This is a genomic window from Actinoplanes auranticolor, from assembly GCF_018332655.1.
In the GTDB taxonomy this organism is placed as follows: domain Bacteria; phylum Actinomycetota; class Actinomycetes; order Mycobacteriales; family Micromonosporaceae; genus Actinoplanes; species Actinoplanes auranticolor.
Genome location: NZ_BOQL01000055.1, coordinates 14,044 through 27,811 on the forward strand (window position 1 = coordinate 14,044; position 13,768 = coordinate 27,811).

The window sequence follows — 13,768 nt, forward strand, 5'->3', positions numbered from 1 at the left end:
CCGCTAGGCTCGCTCACATGCCGGGAAACCCGCCCACCCGCTTCGTCTACCTCGGCCCCGAGGGCACCTTCACCGAGCAGGCGCTGCGGACCATCCCCGCCGCCGAGCACGGGATCCGTACGCCCGCCCGCAGCGTCCCCGAGGCGCTGGAGGCGGTCCGCGCCGGTGAGGCCGACGCCGCGCTGGTGCCGCTGGAGAATTCCGTCGGTGGTGCCGTGCCGGTCACCCTGGACGAGCTCGGCACCGGCGCGCCGCTGGTCATCACCCGCGAGGTGGTGCTGCCGGTGGAGTTCGTGCTGGGCGCCCGACAGCCCATCGGTCTGCACGAGATCCGGTCGGTGGCCGCGCACCCGCAGGCGTCCGCCCAGTGCCGCACCTGGCTGAGCACCCACCTGCCCGACGCGGTGGTGGTCGACGTGCTCTCGAACGCGGCGGCGGCGATCAGCGCGGCGACCGGCGAGCACGACGCGGCGATCTGCGCCCCGATCGGCGTGCCCCGCAACGACCTGACGGTGCTGGCCGACAAGATCTCGGACCACGCGGACGCCGTCACCCGCTTCGCCCTGCTGACCCGCCCGGGCCGCCCGGCCCCGCCGACCGGCGACGACGTGACCTCCCTGGCGGTGATGATCGAACGCGACCGCGTCGGAGCTCTGCTGTCGGTGCTGACCGAGCTGGCGGTCCGCGGCATCAACCTGTCCCGCATCGAGTCCCGCCCGACCGGCGAACAACTCGGCGTCTACGTCTTCTTCCTGGACTGCACCGGCCACGTCGCGGAGCCGCGCCTGGGCGAGGCGTTGCAGGGGCTGCGGCGGATCTGCGCGGAGGTGCGCTTCCTGGGGTCGTACCCCCGGCACCGCTGGTCGAAGGCGGCGGCCGAGGTGCCGGCGCCGTCCCAGCCGGGCCTGACCAACGCCGACTTCGCGGACAGCGCGGCCTGGCTGTCCCGCCTGCGCTCCGGCGAGCCCAGCTGAGGCGGATCACGCCGCTGTCCTGCCTGCGCTCCGGCCAGCTCAGCTGACGCAGATCACGCCGCGGTTTCCGGGCTCAGCGCCCGGCGCTGGTCGTGACCGGCCGCCGCGCGCGGATCTGTCGAGCGGGGCGTCGGAGCGCGGAGCGCGGGGTTGGTCGAGCGGAGCGAGACGAGGGCGAGCACGCACGGACCTGGCAGGGTGCGGGCGTCCGCGAGCGAAGCGGCGGAGGCCCGCACCCGGTCTCGGCGGGAGCGACGGTCAGGGCCAGGCAACCAGGCACGACCGCTTGATCTCTATCTTGAAAATCAGTTCCCCAGCAGGTTGCCGAGGATGCCGCCCTGCTGCTGCTGGCCCTGGGCCGCCCCGGCCAGACCGCCCGGCGGCTCCTCCGACGGCTGCACCACCACGAAGCCCTGGCCGGCGAAGCTCATCGTGAAGCGCTCGCCCGTGCTGCGGCCCAGCAGCGTGCCCAGGCCCATCTGCTCGGCGCGGTGGTAGCCGGTCTGCAGGTTGGCCGACCAGCAGATCGCGGCCTGCGGGTCCACATAGGTCGGCTGGTCGACGCTGAGCACGACCGGCGTGCCCTTGGTGGTGACCGCGATCCGGCCGTAACCGGAGAACACGCAGTTGAACAGGCCCGCGTTGGACATCATGCCGACGCCCTGGACCATCTTGATGTCGTAGTTGAGGGTGGCGTCGAAGGCGAGCACGTTCGCGCCGTTGATGGAGAGCGCGTCACCCGGCTCGATGTCGATGATGTGAATGTCGGCGGCGTTCTCGGCCAGGAACACGTCCCCGCGGCCGCTCACCTTCATCAGCGGTACGCCCTCGCCGGTGAGCTTCTGCTTGAGGAACTTGCCCAGGCCGCCCGAGCCGAGTGCCTCGAACTGCACCTGCCCCTGGTACGCGACCATGGTGCCGACCCGGGCCATGAACTCGCCGTTCAGCTCGGCCTTGAGAAGTTTGGAATTCTGCAGTCGCAGCCCCGGCTGGGAAGATTCCTTCTCGAGGTTGTCGGCCGAGAACAGTTCGCTGCGCATTGAGGTCCTCCTGTTGGCGTGGAGTACCAGCGTAGGCGCAGCCGGCAACGGCCGGGTCGCCCTTTCAGCCCCATCCCAGCTCGTGCAACCGCTCGTCGTCGATCCCGAAGTGGTGCGCGATCTCGTGGACCACAGTGATCGCCACCTCGTCGACGACGTCCGCCTCCGTGTCGCAGACCTGCAGCGTAGGCAGGCGGTAGATGGTGATGCGGTCGGGCAGCACGCCGGCGTAGTCCCAGCCGCGGTCGGTCAGCGCAGTGCCCTCGTAGAGGCCGAGCAGGCCCATGCTGCCGTCGGGCGGCAGATCCTCCACCAGGATGACCACGTTGCTCATCACCTTGAGCAACTCGGGCGGTACTTCGTCCAGGGCCTCGCCGACCAGGTCCTCGAAACGTTCACGGCTCATCTCGACCGGCACGCCGCCCATTGTGCTCCACCCGCGAGCGTTCGCGGGTGGAGCACGGTCGGGTGTCAGGCGAGCTTGGCGCTCAGGGTGATCTCGGCGCCGGGCGACAGCAGCCGGGAGATCGGGCAGTTCTCCTTGGCGCCTTCGGCGATCTTGGCGAAGGTGCCCTCGTCGATGCCGGGAACGTCGCCGACGGTCTCGAGGTCGATGCGGGTGACACCGAAGCCGGCGTCGCCCTTGTCGAGGTGGACCTTGGCGGTGGTCTCGACGGAGGTCGGCGTGAAGCCGGCGTCCGCGAGGCCCTTGGAGAACGCCATCGAGAAGCAGCCGGCGTGCGCGGCGCCGATGAGCTCCTCGGGGTTCGTTCCCTCGCCCTCCTCGAAGCGGGACTTGAAGGAGTAGTTCCCCTCGTACCCGCCCTTACCGGTCTTGACGGTGCCGGAGCCCTCGGTGAGATTGCCCGACCAGCGGGCGGAAGCAGTGCGAATAGGCATACGCCTGACGCTAGTCCATGTCCGTCAGCACTGGTCGGTGGACGGGGCACCGGCAATGATGGATCTCATGCCGGAGACCGGAGAGGCCGTCGTCGCGTTCGGCCCGGACGATGACGACGAGGCGGAACGCCCGCCGCGACGCCGCGCGGCCGTGGGCGAGTTCCTGACCGGGCTCGCGGGTGACCGCCGCGTCGTGCCGATCGCTGCGGCGCTGGGCGCGGTGGCTCTGTTCGGCTCCCTGGTCTCCGAGTGGCAGCTCACCGAGATCGACGGCACCTACTGGGGCGACGGCGAGGTGGGCACCCGGTCGGCGCAGACCACTCTCGCCGACCTGGACGGCTGGAGCGGCGGCTATCTGACCGGCCTGTTCCTGCTGGTCGCCGCCACGGTGCTGACGCTGTTCGGTCCGCCGGCCGGCCGCCGGTACGCCCGGCTGGCCGCGCTCAGCGTCGGCGGGACCCTGCTGGCGACGGTGGTGGCCATCGGGTCGTATCTCGGCGACATCAGCGGCGCCGTCGGCCAGCTCACCCTGACCAACCTGGAGGAGAACCAGGTCACCGTCTCGAACGGGCGGGGCCTCTGGTGCGCGGGCGTCGGCGTGGCGCTGGTCCTGCTGGCGATGGTGCTGGCCGGGCGGCACCAGGCCACCGGGCCCGGGTCCGGGCCGGTCGACGCCCCGCCGGACGAGGCGCAGCCGGTCGAGGTCGAGGCTCCGGCCTGGACGTGGCGGCGCCCGGCCACCGGCGACGAGGACGAGCCGCCCGACGCGCCGTTCGACCTCACCGTCACCGCCGCCAAGCCGTTCACCACGTCCCAGGAGAACACGGACAAGCCCAGCTGAGGCATATCGGGGTGAAAGCGGGACATCGTCGCCGGTAGGCTCGTCGTCGTGATTGACCTGCGTCTCCTCCGTGAGGATCCCGACCTGTTCCGCGCCAGCCAGCGTCTGCGCGGCGAGTCCCCGTCGAAGGTCGACGACCTGTTGCGCGCCGATGAGGAGCGCCGGGCCGCGACCCAGAGGTTCGAGGCCGTCCGCGCGGAGCAGAAGTCCCTGGGCGGCGAGGTGTCGCGGGCCAAGGGCGACGAGCGTGCCGCGCTGCTCGCCCGCACCAAGGAGCTCAGCGCCACGGTCAAGGAGATGCAGGCGGCGACCACCCGGGCCGACCAGGCTCTGCGCCAGGCCCACCTGGCCGTGCCGAATCTGGTGCAGGACGGCGTCCCGCCGGGCGGCGAGGACGACTTCGTCGTGCTGCGCGAGGTGGGCGACCTCCCGCAGATCGAGAACCCGAAGGACCACCTGGAGATCGGCGAGGCGCTGCGGGCGATCGACACCGAGCGCGGGGCCAAGGTGTCGGGCTCGCGGTTCTACTTCCTCACCGGGGTGGGCGCCCTGCTGCAGCTGGGCATGCTGCAGCTGGCCATCGCCCAGGCCGTCGAGCACGGCTTCATCCCGTCGATCACCCCGGCGCTGGTCAAGCCCGAGGCGATGGAGGGCACCGGGTTCCTGGGCGCGCACGCCAGCGAGATCTACCGGCTCGAGGCCGACGATCTCTACCTGGTCGGCACGTCGGAGGTGGCGCTGGCGGCGTACCACTCGAACGAGATCCTCGACCTGGACAACGGCCCGGAGCGGTTCGCGGGCTGGTCGTCGTGCTTCCGCCGGGAGGCCGGCTCGCACGGCCGGGACGTCCGCGGCATCCTGCGCGTGCACCAGTTCGACAAGGTGGAGATGTTCTCCTTCTGCAAGCCGGAGGACGCCGCCGACGAGCACCAGCGGCTGCTCGCGATGGAGGAGGAGATGCTCGCCAAGGTCGAGATCCCGTACCGGGTGATCGACGTGGCGGCCGGTGACCTGGGCTCCAGCGCGACCCGCAAGTTCGACTGCGAGGCCTGGGTGCCGTCGCAGGGCCGCTACCGCGAGGTCACCTCGACGTCGAACTGCACCACGTTCCAGGCCCGCCGGCTCAACATCCGTTACCGCGACGAGGACGGCAAGCCGCAGACGGCCGCGACGCTCAACGGCACGCTGGCCACGACGCGCTGGCTCATCCCGATCCTGGAGAACCACCAGCAGCCCGACGGCTCCGTGCGCGTCCCCAAGGCCCTCCAGCCGTACCTGGGCGGCCGGGACGTCCTCGAACCCCCATCCAACCGCCCCGCCGCCACCCTGAAACGGACTGAAGACCGTCGTTGACCAACTGGTAACCGGCCCGCTACCTCGAGGCATAGCCGCTGGTAGCCGGGCCGGTGTAACGTTTTCCTTCCGCCCTCCGCGGGGGTTGTCACACCCTCGGAGGAACACATGGCCAAGCCTGGACTGCCCAAGCTGATCGCCACGGACCTGGACGGCACGCTCGTACGCAGCGACGACACCGTGTCCGCGTACACCCATGAGGTCCTGCAGCGGGTCCGGGCCGCCGGCATCCGCATCGTCGGTGCCACCGGCCGTGGCCCCCGCCTGACCAGCCTGGTCCGCAGCGATATCCGGGACGCCGACTTCCTCGTGCTGGCCCAGGGCGGCTGGGTGATCGACCAGCAGGAGAGCCAGATCCTGCGCAGCGAGCGGCTCCCGGGCCCTGACCTGTCCGCCGTCCTGGCGGATCTGGAGGCGGAGGTCGGACCGCTGTCGGTGATGGTCGAGGCGCTGGAGCACGACGATGCGCCGCTCTGGGGCGACTACGACCCCACCTGGCGCTATCCGGTCGTGGTGGAGCGGCGCTCGCGGACCGAGTGCCTGACCGGTGACGTGATCAAGGCGTTCGCGCGGTCGTTCGAGCACCACGTCGACGACCTGCTCGCCGTGGCCCAGCGGATCGTGCCGCCGGACGTGGCTTCGGTCACCCAGGCCGGCCTGAACTACATCGAGATCTGCCCGCCGAACGTCGACAAGGGCACCGGCCTGGCGGTCGTCGCGCAGGCTGTCGGCGTCGACCCGGCCGACGTGCTGGTCTTCGGGGACATGCCCAACGACCTGCCGATGTTCGCCTGGGCCGGGTGGAGCCGGGTGGCGGTGCGCAACGCCCACGCGACGCTGCTGGCGGTCGCCGACGAGGTCACCTTGACCAACGACGAGGACGGTGTGGCGGTCTATCTGGACCGGCTACTGTCGAGGTGATGCCACCCTTTCGCCTTGTCGCTTCCGACATCGACGGCACCCTGATCCGGACCGACGGCACACTCAGCCCCCGCACCATCGGGGTCCTCGACCAGCTCTACACCCGCGGCGTCCCGACGGTCCTGGTGACCGGCCGGCCGGTGCGCTGGCTGCGCCAGCTCTACGACCAGATGGCCGAGCCGCTGCCGGCCGTCTGCGCCAACGGCGCCGTGGTCTACGACCCCGACACCGACGAGATCCTGCGGGCCGCGCCGCTCACGGTCGAGCTGCTGATGGACGTGACCCGGCAGCTGCGCGAGGCGGTGCCGGACGTCGCGCTGGCCGTCGAGGTCGAGGACGGACGGAGCTTCTGGTACGAGGAGAAGTGGCCCCTGCGCTGGGACGGCGAGCACAAGCAGGTCCGCGTGCTCGCCTCGCCCGAGGAGCTCACGTCCGTACCCGCGGTCAAGCTCCTCGCCCGCTCGGCCAGTTACGGCCCGGACGACTTCGCCGAGCTGGTCAGCCGCACGCTGGGCGGAATCGCCGAGGCCACCCACTCGTCGTCGTCCGCGCTGGTGGAGATCTCCGCCGCCGGGGTGACCAAGGCGGCCGGGCTGGCCTGGCTGTGCGAGCGTGAGGGCTTCACCGCCGAGGACGTCGTGGCCTTCGGGGACATGCCGAACGACCTGCCCCTGCTGGCCTGGGCCGGCCGTTCCGTGGCGATGAGCAACGCCCACCCCGCCGTCCGTGAGGTCGCCGACGAGGTGACGCTCACGAACGACGAGGACGGCGTGGCCGTGTATCTCGAGAAGCTCTTCGATCTCTAGAGGTACTGGCCGGTGCGGCCGCTGCCGTCACCGGCGCCCTGGCTCGGCATGCCCGGGATGACGCCGTTGGGTCCCATCGGCAGGGCCGGGCGGCCGGCGCCACCGCCGCGCATCTGCTCCAACTGCAGCCGGGCCGCCATCTGCTGCGCGACCAGGGCCGCCTGGATGCCGTGGAACAGACCTTCCAGCCAGCCCACGAGCTGAGCCTGGGCGATCCGCAGCTCCGGCTCGCTGGGCGGCGTCTCGCCCTCGAACGGCAGCGACAGCCGCTCGAGCTCCTCCTGCAGCTCGGGCGCGAGGCCGTCCTCGAGCTCCTTGATGGAACGCTGGTGGATCTCCCGCAGCCGGCCCCGGCTCGCCTCGTCCAGCGGCGCCGCCCGGACCTCTTCGAGCAGCTGCTTGATCATGCTGCCGATCCGCATGACCTTGGCGGGCTGCTCGATCAGGTTGCCGGGCTCCTCGGGCTTGAGGTTGCCGTCGGTCCCCACCGTGCCCAGGGGGCGGCCGTCGGGGCCCACCACGATGACGGAGTCGTCTTCCTGCTGGTCTGTGGTGCGGGTGTCGTCGGTCATACGATCCATCTTGCCGCAGGCAGCCCAGTGACCCGTCAGGGGCGTAGCTCCGCCACCGCGCATTTGACCGATCCGCCACCCCGCTTGAGCTCGGTGAGCTCCACCAGCACGGGGGTGTAGCCGTGCGCGCGCACCTTGTCGGCCATCGCGGTGGCCTCGGTGTTGAGAATCACGTGATGACCGTCACTGACCAGGTTCAGGCCGAAGGACTCGGCGTCGGCGCGGTCGGCGATGACCGCGTCCGGGAAGAGCTGGCGCAGCACGCGCTGGGAGGCCGCGGAGAAGGCGTCCGGGTAGTACGTGATGTGCCGGTCGTCGAGGGCGGCCAGCGCGGTGTCCAGGTGGTAGAACGCCGGGTCGACCAGCTTGAGGGAGACCACCGGCCGGCCGAGGACCTCCTGGGCCTCGGCGTGCGCGGCCGGGTCGGTGCGGAAGCCGTGACCGGCGAGGATCAGACCGCCGTACGCCCCGGGCAGGTACGCGAAGTCACCCTCACCCTCGTTGACGTGCTCCGGGCCGGCGAAAGTCCACGGGCCGCCTGCGTAGAACAGCTGATGGGCGGCGGCCTCGGCGGCGCGCTGGGGGAATTTGAACCGCGCGCCGTAGACCCGGCCGTCGACGGAGAACGCGCCGTTGGCCGCGTAGACCATGTCCGGCAGGCCGGGGTGGGCGTCCAGGACGTGCACGGCGTGCCCCAGGTCGGTGAGCGTGTCGCGGAGCAGGTGCCACTGCTTGAGCGCGAGAGCCGGGTCGACCGGGACGGTGGTGTCCATCCAGGGATTGATCGTGTACTCGACCGTGAAGTGCTCGGGCGGACACATGAGATATGTCCGGGTTCGCGGCAAGCGTTCCGTGTGGCTCATGAGGTAAAGGCTAGGTACGCTGGCACGGCGGAAAACAGCCCTAACTCTTGCTCGTCGGAGGCGAATCGTTGCAGATGGACGCCGTTGACCAGCGAATCATTGCGTTGCTCGTGGCGGACGCGCGCGCCTCGTACGCCGAGATCGGCGCCAAGGTCTCGCTCAGCGCCCCCGCGGTGAAACGCCGTGTCGACCGGCTGCGCTCCAGCGGGGTCATCAAGGGATTCACAACCGTCATCGAGCCGGCCGCCGTGGGCTGGACCACCGAGGCGTTCGTCGAGCTGTTCTGCACCGGGCGGACCACTCCGGCCCAGATCACCGTGGCCACCCGCCGGCACCCCGAGGTCGTCGGGGCGTACACGGTCTCCGGCCAGGCCGACGCGCTCGTGCACCTGCGCGCCGCCGACATCGGCCACCTCGAGCAGGCGCTCGAGCGCCTGCGGGCCGAGCCGTTCGTGACCTCCACCCGCAGCATGGTGGTGCTGTCCCGGCTGGTCGAGATCCCCACGCCGGTGCCCGCGCCGAATTAGCCGGAACCCGGGACGGTCACGCAGCGTCCCACCCCCATGTCGCGCCGTCTGCTGTTCTGCGCCGTCCTGGCGCTCACTGTCCCGCTCGCCGGCTGCACCGCTGACACCCCGGCACCCCCTTCGCCGCTGCCCACCTCCGGTGGTGGAGCGATGCGGCTGGTCGCTTTTGACTCCTGCCGGCAGCTCGCCGACGATCTGCGGAAGGCGGCCAAGGCCAGCGTCGGGCCGTACGGCCTGCCCGGCAGCGAAATGGCTTATCCGGAGCTCCTCAGCGACGGGGCCCGGGCCATGGCCGACGCGGCGGGCGCAGCCCCCGCGGCCGCCGCGGCCCCGGACTTCTCCCGCACGAACGTGCACGAGCAGGGCGCCGACGAGCCCGACCTGATCAAGACAGACGGACGCCGGATCGTCACCGTCGCCGACGGCACCCTGCGGGTCATCGACGCCGCCACCCGCAAGGAGACCGGCCGGCTCGACCTCGAGGCCGGCCGGGGCGGCGAGCTCCAGCTGCTGCTCTCCGGCAACTCCGCCCTGGTGCTCGTGCCCCCGGGCTACCACCACCGGGCCATCACGGCCGACGGCCCCGACCCCCGCCCCGGTGGCCAACGGCCGCAGGTGCTGCTGGTCGATCTGACCGGCACTCCCACCGTGGTCAGCCGCTACCGCGGGGAAGGCGCCCTGATCGACGCCCGGATGACCGGCAGCGTCGCCCGGGTTGTCCTGCGCAGCACGCCACGGATCACCTTCCCCTCCGAGTCCGGACAGTTCGACAACAAGAAGCGGATCGCCGCGAACCGCGAGACGATCGACGACGCTCCCGCCGACGCCTGGCTGCCCCGCTGGGAGATCACCGACCGCACCGGCACCACGACGGGACAGACCGACTGCGGCCGGGTCAGCCGGCCCGCCGGCTATTCGGGCGCGGCCGTGGTCAGCGTGCTCACCTTTGACCTGACCAGGCCCACCCTGGGCAGCGGCGACCCGGTCGCGGTCGTGGCCGACGGCGACACCGTCTACGCCACGCCGGACAGCCTGTACCTCGCCAACGACGACCGCTGGCGCTTCGCCGGCCGGGCCGTGGACCGGGCCCACCGGCAGACGGAGCTCTTCAAGTTCACCCTGACCGGCAACCAGCCGCCGACCTACCGGGCATCGGGAACCGTGCCGGGTTACCTGATCAACCAGTACGCGCTGTCCGAATGGGCCGGCCACCTGCGCGTCGCCACCACGGACGGCGCGACGGAACGCTCAGCCGTACGGGTGCTCGCGGAACGCGACGGCAAGCTCGCGCAGACCGGCATCGTCGACGGCCTCGGCAAGGGTGAGCGGATCTACTCCGTACGTTTCCTCGGCGCCCGCGGCTACGTGGTCACCTTCAAGCAGACCGACCCGCTCTACAGCCTCGACCTGCGCGACCCGGCCAAGCCCACGGTCACCGGCGAGCTGAAGATCACCGGCTATTCGGCGCACCTGCAGCCGGTCGGCGAGAACCGGCTCATCGGCATCGGCCAGGAGGCGGACGGCAACGGGCGCATCCAGGGCCTGCAGGTGTCCCTCTTCGATGTGGCCGACCCGGCGAACCCGAAGCGGCTCGCGCAGTACCACCTGCCGGGTGGCCACTCGCACGCCGAGTACGACCCGCACGCCCTGCTCTGGTGGCCGGCGACGAGCACGCTGATCGTGCCGGTGGAGTCCCGCGGCGCGCTGGCGCTGCGGGTGACCGACGACCTCACCCTGGCCGATCAGGTCGACCAGCCCGCACTGTTCCGGTCCCTGGTCATCGGGAGTGAGCTGTGGACGCTGTCGAAGGCCGGCCTGCGGGCCTCCGACCTGTCCACGATGGACCAGCTGGCCTGGGTGCCGATGGAAAGCTAGAGGTACATCCCCGGGCGGTGGTCGTCGCCGTCCTTGGCGTCCTTCGGCGGGGCCGGCTTGTCACCCTCGCCGAAGAAGCGCTTGCCGCCGAACTCGCCGTGCAGCCGGTCGTCCAGCTCGTCGGCCAGGCCGGTCATCACCTGCACGGCGAGCATGAGGTGAGTGGCCTGGAAGTTGCGGCCGAAAACCGGGATCGACGCCCACACGGTGTCCTGGGCGCAGTAGAGCCGGCCGATGGGCATCCGGTTGGTCAGCTCGGAAAGCTTGACGTAGAGCTGCTCGGTCGGCTCGACCTCGGTGAGGATCGGCGAGAAGACGTCGACCAGCGGCGGGTTGTCCCGGCACCGGACGAAGACCATGGCCGAGCCGGCCCGGATGCCGATGTCCCCGTCGGTGTCGACCTGCAACTGGTCGACGGTGGTCTTGCTCATGGTGGCGACGACCGTGCGCACCCGCTCCTCGAGCGGGATCACCTCGTCGGCGGCGTTGGCCAGCGCCTCGGAGAGCACACCGTCCTCGTCGAGGTCGTCGAGGCTCAGCTCCTCGTCGATGCTGGGCTCGTGCCGGGCGGTGCCGATCGGCGCGGTCTCGATCGGCTCGTCCTCCTCGTCGTGCACGAGGTAGACCAGGAAGGCGGGGTGCGGGGCGCCGTACACGTCGCGCAGCGTCCGGGACACGACCGTGGACAGCTGCTTGGCGCCGTCGGTGGTGGTCCGCAGGCCGAACGAGTCCCGGGACCCGGGCAGCACACCCGGCGGTGACCAGCCCAGCGCGACCAGGTCGGCGACGGACGAGCGGTTCATCCGGAAACCCTCCGGCAGGCCGGCGTTGCCGACCGCGAGCGCCTCGATGACGCCGTCGGGGAGCACGCGGATGCTCACCGAATAGACCGCGGTGCCGGTGCCCGAAGCGGTCGGGTCGAGCGTGATGTCGACGTGCGCGCCCTCGGCCAGCGTGGGCAGCAGCGTGGCCAGCGCACTCGCGAACTCCCGCCACGCCTCTGTCACCTTCGCCCGCAGGTCGGCCGTGGTCGGCTCGTCCAGCAGGATGCCCTCAGGCTGGTCAGCAGTGTTCTCCGCCGTCATGATCGGTACCTCCGCCCGCCACCCTATCGAGCGCGCGGTCGGCTCACCCGCCGCGTCTCATTCCCGGCCGTCGGCCGGCCAGTCGAGAGCCAGCGAGCTGAGGCGCGCGGCTACATCGGCCGGGTCCGCGCCGCGGCCCACAGCGATCCCCATCAGGTACGCCGTGACGGGCGCACCGGGACGCACGACGTTGTGCGCGACATCGCGGGCGACATCCAGCACGGATTTGGCCTCGACGTCATCGGTGCTCAGCCCGAGCTCATCGCACGCCGCGGCGATCCAGTTGTCGAGCACGTTCACCGGGTTGCCCCTCCACGATCGTCCGCCGAGACCGGTCCGATCCGCTCGGCCGGCGCGCAGCCGGTCAGCCTTACCCCACCGCGGTTCGCCGTGACCGGGCCGAGCCGCCCGATCAGCGCGCTGCCGGTCACCGGGCCCATTCCTCGGCGGTCCGGAGGTCGTCGTCGGTGTCGCAGTCGAACCAGGGCGGGGGTCCGGGGCGGCGCCAGGACACCTCGATGAAGCGCAGCTGGTCCATGAGCGCGTGCATCGGGGCGCCGTGCAGGCTGCCCCGCTCCTCGGCGACCCGTTTCAAGGCGTCGCGCAGCGCCGTCGTGCGCCAGACCCCGCACAGCGACTGCAGCCGCCCCTCGGCGTCCCGGTAGACCGCACCCTGCATCGGCGCGGACTCGACCGTCAGCCGGAGCACGTCGATGGCCTCACCGGTCAGCAGCGGCAGGTCGGCGGCGAGCAATGCGGTGAAGCTGACCTCCGGGGGAACGAGCTCGAGGCCGGCGGCGGTCGCGGCGACCGGCCCGCCACCGGGCGGCTGCTCCGTGGTCGAGGCGACCGGCACAGGCAGGTCGGGAGGCACGCGCCCGACCACCACCTGCGGGTCGGCATCGTGCACCGCGGCCAGGACACGCGTCAGCATCGACTGCCCGGCCACCGGGATGGTGGGCTTGTCCGCACCACCCATCCGACGTGCCGCACCGCCGGCCAACACCACCGCCGCGAATCCCCCCACGTACGTACCGTATCCCGTGGGGGACATGAGCGTGACCGGGCGGACGGCATTGTGCGGTGCGCGGGTGCCGGATCACGTCCTGACGGGGCCGGCCGCGGGCGGCATACGCTCGGGTGATGGCGCGCACGATGAACCGGCGACCCGTGATGAAGATCAACCTGGATGCGACGGCCGAGCCGCGACGGCGCCCCGACGACCTGGCCGCCGAGGAGCCGCTGGAGATCCGGCTGCAAAGGACTCCGCTGGCCGTGACGATGCGAACCCCGGGACAGGACATCGACCTGGCCATGGGCTTCCTGCTGACCGAGGGCATCATCCGTACGGCGGCCGACATCGTCACCGCCCAGCTGTGCGCGGGTACGGACACGCCGAACACGTACAACGTGGTCGACGTGGTGCTCGGCGCGGACGTGCCGCCGCCGGTGACCGACCCGAGCCGCAACTTCTACACGACCAGTTCGTGCGGGGTGTGCGGCAAGGCCAGCATCGACGCGGTCCGCACCCGGTCGCAGTTCGAGGTGGCCACGGACGACAGCACGGTGCCGGCGCAGGTCCTCGCCGAGCTGCCGGACCGGCTCCGGGCGGCGCAGCGCACCTTCGACCGCACCGGCGGGCTGCACGCCGCCGGCCTGTTCACCGCCGAGGGCGCGCTGGTGGTGATGCGCGAGGACGTCGGCCGGCACAACGCCGTCGACAAGGTGATCGGCTGGGCGCTGCGGGAAGGGCGACTGCCGTTGACCGGTCACGTGCTGCTCGTCTCCGGCCGGGCCAGCTTCGAACTGACGCAGAAGGCCTGGATGGCGGGGATTCCCCTGCTGGCTGCCGTCTCGGCGCCGAGCACCCTGGCCGCCGAACTGGCCGACGAGGCGGGGATGACGCTGGTCGGCTTCCTGCGGGGATCGACCATGAACGTGTACGCGGGAATGCAGCGCGTGACCGTCTGAGCTTCGTACGGTCTTTCCCGGCGCTTCACCCCGGTCACGC

16 protein-coding genes are annotated in these 13,768 nt (G+C 71.3%); 8 read left to right on the top strand and 8 right to left on the bottom strand.

The window, feature by feature from the left end; all coding sequences use genetic code 11:
- The first annotated feature begins 17 nt into the window (after window positions 1–17).
- Entirely contained in the window at window positions 18–974 is a 957-nt protein-coding gene (gene pheA / locus Aau02nite_RS32055) for a prephenate dehydratase (RefSeq protein ID WP_212992341.1), read from the top strand.
- Between the two features lie 305 nt (window positions 975–1,279).
- On the opposite strand, the gene Aau02nite_RS32060 is transcribed toward pheA, so the two are convergent.
- The 3 genes from Aau02nite_RS32060 to Aau02nite_RS32070 all read right to left on the bottom strand — a co-directional run bounded on the left by Aau02nite_RS32060 (window position 1,280) and on the right by Aau02nite_RS32070 (window position 2,914).
- Window positions 1,280–2,014, bottom strand: a complete 735-nt coding sequence (locus Aau02nite_RS32060; protein ID WP_212992342.1) for an AIM24 family protein — start codon at window positions 2,012–2,014, stop codon at window positions 1,280–1,282.
- Window positions 2,015–2,078: 64 nt separating this feature from the next.
- Entirely contained in the window at window positions 2,079–2,441 is a 363-nt protein-coding gene (locus tag Aau02nite_RS32065) for a metallopeptidase family protein (RefSeq protein WP_212992343.1), read from the bottom strand.
- 44 nt (window positions 2,442–2,485) lie between these two features.
- Window positions 2,486–2,914, bottom strand: a complete 429-nt coding sequence (locus Aau02nite_RS32070) for an OsmC family protein (protein ID WP_212992344.1) — start codon at window positions 2,912–2,914, stop codon at window positions 2,486–2,488.
- A 67-nt stretch (window positions 2,915–2,981) separates the two neighbouring features.
- Between Aau02nite_RS32070 and Aau02nite_RS32075 the strand changes: the two genes are divergently transcribed.
- The 4 genes from Aau02nite_RS32075 to Aau02nite_RS32090 all read left to right on the top strand — a co-directional run bounded on the left by Aau02nite_RS32075 (window position 2,982) and on the right by Aau02nite_RS32090 (window position 6,835).
- Window positions 2,982–3,755, top strand: a complete 774-nt coding sequence (locus Aau02nite_RS32075) for a hypothetical protein (protein ID WP_212992345.1) — start codon at window positions 2,982–2,984, stop codon at window positions 3,753–3,755.
- A gap of 48 nt (window positions 3,756–3,803) precedes the next feature.
- Entirely contained in the window at window positions 3,804–5,108 is a 1,305-nt protein-coding gene (gene serS, locus Aau02nite_RS32080; protein WP_212992346.1) for a serine--tRNA ligase, read from the top strand.
- A 108-nt stretch (window positions 5,109–5,216) separates the two neighbouring features.
- Entirely contained in the window at window positions 5,217–6,029 is an 813-nt protein-coding gene (locus Aau02nite_RS32085) for a Cof-type HAD-IIB family hydrolase (protein WP_212992347.1), read from the top strand.
- Window positions 6,029–6,835: an HAD family hydrolase gene (locus tag Aau02nite_RS32090; protein WP_212992348.1), complete on the top strand. Its 807-nt coding sequence runs from the start codon at window positions 6,029–6,031 to the stop codon at window positions 6,833–6,835. Before Aau02nite_RS32085 ends, Aau02nite_RS32090 begins: the two co-directional genes overlap by 1 nt.
- On the opposite strand, the gene Aau02nite_RS32095 is transcribed toward Aau02nite_RS32090, so the two are convergent.
- Together Aau02nite_RS32095 and ddaH are read right to left on the bottom strand one after the other, a co-directional pair.
- The gene (locus Aau02nite_RS32095) at window positions 6,832–7,407 is read right to left on the bottom strand and encodes a bacterial proteasome activator family protein (protein ID WP_212992349.1); all 576 of its coding nucleotides are present in this window, start codon (window positions 7,405–7,407) and stop codon (window positions 6,832–6,834) included. The genes Aau02nite_RS32090 and Aau02nite_RS32095 overlap by 4 nt on opposite strands.
- 35 nt (window positions 7,408–7,442) lie before the next feature.
- A complete protein-coding gene (ddaH, locus tag Aau02nite_RS32100) occupies window positions 7,443–8,270 on the bottom strand; it encodes a dimethylargininase (protein ID WP_212992350.1) in 828 nt (275 codons plus the stop codon).
- Between the two features lie 68 nt (window positions 8,271–8,338).
- On the opposite strand from ddaH, the gene Aau02nite_RS32105 reads away from it, so the two are divergent.
- On the top strand, window positions 8,339–8,797 hold the full coding sequence (locus tag Aau02nite_RS32105) for an Lrp/AsnC family transcriptional regulator (RefSeq protein ID WP_212992351.1): 459 nt from the start codon (window positions 8,339–8,341) through the stop codon (window positions 8,795–8,797).
- A 36-nt stretch (window positions 8,798–8,833) separates the two neighbouring features.
- A complete protein-coding gene (locus Aau02nite_RS32110) occupies window positions 8,834–10,672 on the top strand; it encodes a beta-propeller domain-containing protein (RefSeq protein ID WP_212992352.1) in 1,839 nt (612 codons plus the stop codon).
- Here Aau02nite_RS32110 and Aau02nite_RS32115 read toward each other — a convergent pair.
- The 3 genes from Aau02nite_RS32115 to mobA form a co-directional block, all read right to left on the bottom strand.
- The gene (locus tag Aau02nite_RS32115) at window positions 10,669–11,757 is read right to left on the bottom strand and encodes a T3SS (YopN, CesT) and YbjN peptide-binding chaperone 1 (protein ID WP_212992353.1); all 1,089 of its coding nucleotides are present in this window, start codon (window positions 11,755–11,757) and stop codon (window positions 10,669–10,671) included. The two genes, Aau02nite_RS32110 and Aau02nite_RS32115, sit on opposite strands and share 4 nt — an antisense overlap.
- 57 nt (window positions 11,758–11,814) lie before the next feature.
- A complete protein-coding gene (locus Aau02nite_RS32120) occupies window positions 11,815–12,057 on the bottom strand; it encodes a DUF6457 domain-containing protein (protein ID WP_212992354.1) in 243 nt (80 codons plus the stop codon).
- A gap of 127 nt (window positions 12,058–12,184) precedes the next feature.
- On the bottom strand, window positions 12,185–12,736 hold the full coding sequence (mobA, locus tag Aau02nite_RS32125; protein ID WP_246595602.1) for a molybdenum cofactor guanylyltransferase: 552 nt from the start codon (window positions 12,734–12,736) through the stop codon (window positions 12,185–12,187).
- 164 nt (window positions 12,737–12,900) lie between these two features.
- Between mobA and fdhD the strand changes: the two genes are divergently transcribed.
- Complete coding sequence (fdhD, locus tag Aau02nite_RS32130) at window positions 12,901–13,728, top strand: formate dehydrogenase accessory sulfurtransferase FdhD (RefSeq protein ID WP_212992356.1); 828 nt, start codon at window positions 12,901–12,903, stop codon at window positions 13,726–13,728.
- The last annotated feature ends 40 nt before the right edge of the window (window positions 13,729–13,768 follow it).

Bases quoted from the DNA above. Each gene is read 5' to 3' on its own strand.
- fdhD (WP_212992356.1), top strand. From the start codon at position 12,901: ATGGCGCGCACGATGAACCGGCGACCCGTGATGAAGATCAACCTGGAT.
- Aau02nite_RS32060 (WP_212992342.1), bottom strand. From the start codon at position 2,014: ATGCGCAGCGAACTGTTCTCGGCCGACAACCTCGAGAAGGAATCTTCC.
- Aau02nite_RS32115 (WP_212992353.1), bottom strand. From the start codon at position 11,757: ATGACGGCGGAGAACACTGCTGACCAGCCTGAGGGCATCCTGCTGGAC.
- mobA (WP_246595602.1), bottom strand. From the start codon at position 12,736: ATGGGTGGTGCGGACAAGCCCACCATCCCGGTGGCCGGGCAGTCGATG.
- Aau02nite_RS32110 (WP_212992352.1), top strand. From the start codon at position 8,834: ATGTCGCGCCGTCTGCTGTTCTGCGCCGTCCTGGCGCTCACTGTCCCG.
- Aau02nite_RS32090 (WP_212992348.1), top strand. From the start codon at position 6,029: ATGCCACCCTTTCGCCTTGTCGCTTCCGACATCGACGGCACCCTGATC.
- Aau02nite_RS32070 (WP_212992344.1), bottom strand. From the start codon at position 2,914: ATGCCTATTCGCACTGCTTCCGCCCGCTGGTCGGGCAATCTCACCGAG.
- pheA (WP_212992341.1), top strand. From the start codon at position 18: ATGCCGGGAAACCCGCCCACCCGCTTCGTCTACCTCGGCCCCGAGGGC.
- Aau02nite_RS32065 (WP_212992343.1), bottom strand. From the start codon at position 2,441: ATGGGCGGCGTGCCGGTCGAGATGAGCCGTGAACGTTTCGAGGACCTG.
- Aau02nite_RS32085 (WP_212992347.1), top strand. From the start codon at position 5,217: ATGGCCAAGCCTGGACTGCCCAAGCTGATCGCCACGGACCTGGACGGC.
- ddaH (WP_212992350.1), bottom strand. From the start codon at position 8,270: ATGAGCCACACGGAACGCTTGCCGCGAACCCGGACATATCTCATGTGT.
- Aau02nite_RS32095 (WP_212992349.1), bottom strand. From the start codon at position 7,407: ATGACCGACGACACCCGCACCACAGACCAGCAGGAAGACGACTCCGTC.
- Aau02nite_RS32075 (WP_212992345.1), top strand. From the start codon at position 2,982: ATGCCGGAGACCGGAGAGGCCGTCGTCGCGTTCGGCCCGGACGATGAC.